This window comes from Symbioplanes lichenis (genome assembly GCF_030709675.1).
Taxonomy (GTDB): domain Bacteria; phylum Actinomycetota; class Actinomycetes; order Mycobacteriales; family Micromonosporaceae; genus Actinoplanes; species Actinoplanes lichenis.
Genome location: NZ_JAUZQD010000036.1, coordinates 1 through 6032 on the forward strand (window position 1 = coordinate 1; position 6032 = coordinate 6032).

Genomic DNA, 6032 nt, shown 5'->3' on the forward strand with positions numbered 1-6032 from the left:
GCTGATGGACACCGCCGAGTGGGGCGCCGCCTACTGGTACCGCAACCTGCGCACCACCGTGCAGTTCGCCCAAGCCCTCCAAGCCGCCGCCCCCGACGTGGTGATCGAGGTCAGCCCGCACCCGGTGCTGCTGCCCGCCGTGCAGGACATCGCCCCCGCGATCGGAACGCTGCGCCGCGGCGAGGGCGACCAAAGCCGGCTGACGGCATCACTCGCGCAGGCCTGGACGCACGGCGTCGACATCGACTGGACCGGGCTCTTCGCCGGGCACGCCGCGACCCGGGTCCCGCTGCCCACCTACCCGTTCGAGCGGCACCGGTTCTGGCCCGAGACCGCCGAGAGCCCCGCCGACGTGACCGCCGCCGGTCTCAGCTCGGCCGAGCACCCGCTGCTCGGCGCCATGGTGCCGCTGCCGCACAGCGACGGTGTGCTCTTCACCAGCCGGCTGTCGCTGCGCACCCACCCGTGGCTGGCCGACCACGCCGTCCGCGGCACCGTCATCTTCCCCGCGACCGGCCACGTCGAGCTGGCCGTGCGGGCCGGGGACAGCGTGGGCTGCGACCGGCTGGACGAGCTCGTCCTCGAGGCGCCGCTGGTGCTGCCCGCCCAGGGCGGCGTCCAGGTGCAGGTGGTCGTCGACGCCGGCGAGGACCAGCGGCCGGTCACGATCTACGCCCGGCCGGACGGGCAGGAGGAATGGACCCGGCACGCCAGCGGCCTGCTCAGCGCCGGCGCCCCCGAGCCCGGGTCCGAGTTCGATCCGGTACGCGGCGAGTGGCCCGGCCCCGGCGCGACCGCCCTGGACACCTCGGCGTTCTACGAGCAGCTCGCCGCGGACGGGTTCCTGCTCTACGGGCCGATGTTCCAGGGGCTGACCCGCGCGTGGCGCCACGGCGACCGGATCCTCACCGAGGTCGAGGTGCCCGCCGGCGCCCGGGCCGAGTCGTACGGGATCCACCCCGCCCTGCTGGACGCCGCGTTGCACGCCACGGTGTTCGCCGAGCTGGACGCCGCGCGTACGGGCGGGTTGCCCTTCAGCTTCACCGACGTGACCCTGCGCGCCTCGGGGGCCACCCGGCTGCGCGTGGCCCTGACGCGCACCGGCCCGGACCAGGTGACGATCGCGGTCGCCGACGCCACGGGACTCCCGGTGCTGGCGATCGGATCCCTCGCCGTACGCCCCGCATCCGCGACCGGCTCCGAAGCCGCCACCGGCGACGGCGCCCTGGTCCGCATGACGTGGACCGAGGTCGCGGCGACCGGCGCGCCCGTGCATGACTGGCTGCTCGTAGAGCGGCCCGGCGCCCTGCCGTCCGCCACCCCGGATCAGCCCGTGGTGCTGTCCGTCGCCTCTGACGCGAGCCCGGTCGTGGCGGCCACCCACGAGCTCACCGCCTGGGTGCTCGACCAGCTGCAGCACTGGCTGCGGACCGAGACCGCCACGCCGCTGGTCGTGTGGACCCGGGGCGCCGTCGCCGCGTACTCCGGGGAGATCGTCACCGACCTGCCCGCCGCCGCCGTGTGGGGCCTGGTGCGCTCGGCGCAGAGCGAGAATCCCGGCCGGTTCGTGCTGCTCGACACCGACACCGCCGTGGATCCCACGATCCTGGGGCGGGCCCTGGCCGCCGGTGAGCCGCAGCTGAGCCTGCGCGGCGGGCAGTTCCAGGCGGCCCGGCTCGCCCGGGTCGGCGCCGCCGACGAGCTGACCCTGCCGGACGAGCCGTGGCGGCTGGGCTTCTCCGAGCCCGGCACCCTCGACAACCTCGCCCTGCTGCCCAGCCCGGACGCGACCCGGCCGCTGGAGCCGCACGAGGTCCGCCTCGAGGTCCGCGCGGCCGGGCTGAACTTCCGCGACGTGCTCAACGCCCTCGGCATGTACCCCGGCGAGCCCGGCCCGCTGGGCAGCGAGGCGGCCGGCGTGATCGTCGAGACCGGCTCCGCGGTGACCGGCCTCCGGGTCGGCGACCGGGTCATGGGGCTGGCGTTCGGCGCGTTCGGCCCGCTCGTGGTGACCGATCACCGGCTGCTCGTGGCCATGCCGGCGGACTGGTCGTTCACCACCGCCGCCTCGGTGCCGATCGTGTTCCTCACCGCCTGGTACGGCCTGGTCGACCTGGCCGGCCTGCAGAGCGGCGAATCGGTGCTCATCCACGCCGGGGCCGGCGGTGTCGGGCTTGCCGCCCTTCAGATCGCCCGGCACCTGGGCGCGGAGGTCTTCGCGACCGCCGGCCCGGCCAAGTGGCCTGTCCTGCACGAATGGGGTCTCACCGGCGACCACGTGGCGTCGTCGCGCGACCTGGTCTTCCACCGCCAGTTCACGGAGGCGACCGGCGGGCGCGGCGTCGACGTGGTGCTCAACGCGCTGGCCGGCGAGTTCGTCGACGCGTCGCTGGACACCCTGGCGCCCGGCGGCCGGTTCGTCGAGATGGGCAAGACCGACATCCGCTCGCCCGAGCAGCTGCGCGACCGCTATCCCGGGATCGGATACCAGGCCTTCGAGCTGATGGAGGCCGGCGCCGAGCGGGTGCAGGCGATGCTGCGGGAGCTGGCCGGGCTCTTCGCGACGGGCACGTTGCGGCCGCTGCCGGTGGCCGACTGGGACGTGCGGCAGGCCCGGGACGCCTTCCGGTTCATGAGCCAGGCCCGGCACGTCGGCAAGCTCGTGCTCACGGTTCCGGCCACGACGCGACCGGCATTGGATCCCGCCGGCACGGTCGTGATCACGGGCGGCGGCGGTCTGGGCGGTCTGGCGGCGCGCCGGCTGGCCCAGGAGTACGGCGTACGGCATTTGTTGCTCGTCAGCCGCCGGGGCGACCAGGCGCCGGGGGTGCCGGAGCTGGTGGCCGAGCTCGCCGGGCAGAGGGTGACGGCGCGGGCCGTGGCCTGTGACCTCAGCGACCGCGAGGCCCTGGCCGGCGTCCTCGCAGCCGTGCCGCCGGAGCATCCGGTGACCGGCGTGGTGCATACCGCCGCCGTCCTGGCCGACGGGGTCATCGGGTCGCTCACGCGGGACCAGCTCGACGAGGCCCTGGCGCCCAAGGTGGACGCGGTGTGGCACCTGCACGAGCTGACCCGCGGCCTTGACCTGGCGATGTTCGTCGTCTACTCGTCGCTCGCCGGGCACCTGGGCAGCGCCGGACAGGGCAACTACGCCGCCGCGAACGTGTTCCTGGACGCGCTGATGCGCCGCCGCCGCCGGGAGGGCCGGCCGGGCCTGTCGCTGGCCTGGGGCGCGTGGACGACCGAGGTCGGCCGGGTCGGGCAGCTGTCCGGCGTCGACCTCGAGCGCATCACCCGCTCGGCCATGCCGCCGCTCGGCGTGGAGCAGGGCATGGAACTCTTCGACCGGGCGTTGCGCAGCAGCTTCGCCGTCCTGGGCCCGGCCCGGCTCAATCCGCGGGCCCTGCGCGGCCAGGCCGACGTCGCACCCCTGTGGCGCACGCTCGCGGGCGCGGCACCCCGGCGGGCGACCGCCGGCACCGGCCGCGGCGGCGAGGAAGATCTCGGGCAGCGGCTCGCGGGGCTCTCCCGCGCCGAGCGCGACAAGATCCTGACCGATCTCGTACGCCGTTCCGCCGCAACCGTGCTCGGTCACGCGTCCGCCGCCCGGATCGACGCCGACCGTTCCTTCAGCGAGCTCGGTTTCGACTCCCTGACCTCGGTCGAGCTGCGTAACCTGCTGCGCGCTCGCACCGGCCGGACGCTGTCGTCCGGCGTGGTGTTCGACTATCCGACCGTCACCCAGCTGGCCGGGTACGTCGACTCGCTCTTCGCCCCCGCCGAGCCGCTGCCGCAGGAACAACCCGCGCCGCGGCCCGACGACCACCCCGATGAGGCCGACCTGCTCGACGCCGACGTCGACGACCTCATCAACATCGCGCTTCGCGATCAGTGAACGACGAACCCGGGAGCTGATGATGGCTGTCAATGTTGACAAGTTGACGGAGGCCCTGCGCGCTTCGTTGCTGGCCAACACCCGCCTGCGCCAGGAGAACCAGGCCCTGGCCGACGCCGCGGGCGAGCCGATCGCGATCGTGGGCATGGCCTGCCGCTTCCCCGGCGGGGTCACCGGTCCGGAGGACCTGTGGCGGCTGGTCGCGGAGGGCGCCGACGGGGTCGGCCCGTTCCCCGCCGACCGGGGCTGGGACCTCGGCGAGCTGCTGGGTACGGGCGGATCCGCGCCCGCCTCGGCGACGGCCGAGGGCGGGTTCCTCGACGCCGTGGGCGACTTCGACGCGGCGTTCTTCCGCATGTCGCCCCGCGAGGCGCTGGCCACCGACCCGCAGCAGCGCCTGCTGCTGGAGACCTCGTGGGAGGCCCTGGAACGGGCCGGGATCGACCCGGTCACGCTCAAGGGCAGCCGGACCGGGGTGTTCGCCGGGGCGTACCAGATGGGATACACCGCCCTGGTCACCGAATCCGACGAGGAACTGCGCGGTCACGCCTTCACCGGTGGCGCCGGAAGTGTCACGTCGGGCCGGGTCGCGTACACCCTCGGGCTGGAAGGTCCCGCGGTCAGCGTGGACACCGCCTGCTCGTCGTCGCTGGTGGCGATGCACCTGGCCGCGCAGGCGCTGCGGGGCGGGGAGTGCACGCTGGCGCTGGCCGGCGGTGTGACGGTCATGGCCACGCCGGACACGTTCGTCGCGTTCACGGTGCAGGGCGGGACCGCCACCGACGGGCGGTGCAAGTCGTTCGCCGAGGCCGCCGACGGGGCCGGCTGGTCCGAGGGCGTCGGCGTCGTGGTGCTGGAACGCCTCTCCGACGCGCGGCGCAACGGCCACGAGGTGCTGGCCGTGATGCGGTCGAGCGCGGTCAACCAGGACGGCGCGTCCAACGGGCTGACCGCCCCGAACGGGCCGTCGCAGCAGCGGGTCATCCGCCAGGCGCTCGCGGCGGCGAACCTGACACCCGCCGACGTGGACGCGGTCGAAGCGCACGGTACGGGCACCAAGCTCGGCGACCCGATCGAGGCGCAGGCGCTGCTGTCCACGTACGGGCAGAATCGCGCCCATCCGTTGTGGCTGGGATCCCTCAAGTCGAACCTCGGACACACGCAGGCCGCCGCCGGGGTCGGTGGCGTGATCAAGATGGTCCAGGCGCTGCGGCACGGGATCCTGCCCAAGACGCTGCACGTGGACCGCCCGACCTCGCACGTCGAGTGGGACCAGGGCGACGTCCGGCTGCTGACCGAGTCGATCCCGTGGCCCGAGACCGGCCGCCCCCGCCGCGCCGGCGTCTCGTCCTTCGGCGTCAGCGGCACCAACGCCCACGTCATCCTGGAGGCCGCCCCCGAGCCCGAGCCCGTGCTCGATGAGCCGGTCGAGGTGGACGCCGCCGTGGTGCCGTGGGTCCTGTCCGGAAAGACCGAGGAGGCGCTGCGGGCCCAGGCGGCCCGGCTGCTCGATCACCTCGCGGGGGATCCGGACGCGCGGCCGGTCGATGTCGGCTGGGCGCTGGCGGGATCCCGCTCGAAGTTCGACCACCGCGCCGTCGTGACGGGCACCGGGCGCGATGAGCTGACGGCCGGGCTGGCCGCCCTCGCCGCCGACCGGCCGGCCCCGGAGGTCATGCGGGGGAGCACCCGTGGCGTACGCCCCGCGGTGTTCGTCTTCCCCGGCCAGGGCGCGCAGTGGGTCGGCATGGCCCAAGACCTTCTCGACTCCTCGCCGGTGTTCGCGTCGACTTTGCATGCATGCCAAGAGGCTCTGGATCCGTTCGTGGACTGGTCGCTGACCGACGTGCTGGGCGACGAGGTGGCGCTCAAGCGGGTCGACATCGTGCAGCCGGCGTTGTGGGCGGTCATGGTGTCCCTGGCTGCGGTGTGGCGTTCCTACGGGGTGGAGCCCGCTGCGGTGGTTGGTCACTCGCAGGGTGAGATCGCGGCGGCCTGTGTGGCGGGCGCCTTGTCTCTGTCGGATGGCGCCCGGGTGGTGGCCCTGCGCAGTAAGGCGATTGCCGATCACCTGACCGGTGGCGGGATGATGTCGCTGCCGATGCCGGCGGACCGGGCCCGCGAGCTCCTCGCCGGA

At 74.3% G+C, this 6032-nt stretch carries 2 protein-coding genes; both read left to right on the forward strand.

Going from position 1 to position 6032, the window contains the following annotated elements; genetic code table 11:
- A partial coding sequence (locus RAN62_RS40855) for an SDR family NAD(P)-dependent oxidoreductase (protein WP_305790281.1) occupies positions 1–3895 on the forward strand: 3895 nt, incomplete at its 5' end.
- A gap of 67 nt (positions 3896–3962) precedes the next feature.
- The coding region (locus tag RAN62_RS40860) for a type I polyketide synthase (RefSeq protein WP_438874610.1) at positions 3963–6032 on the forward strand (2070 nt) is incomplete at its 3' end.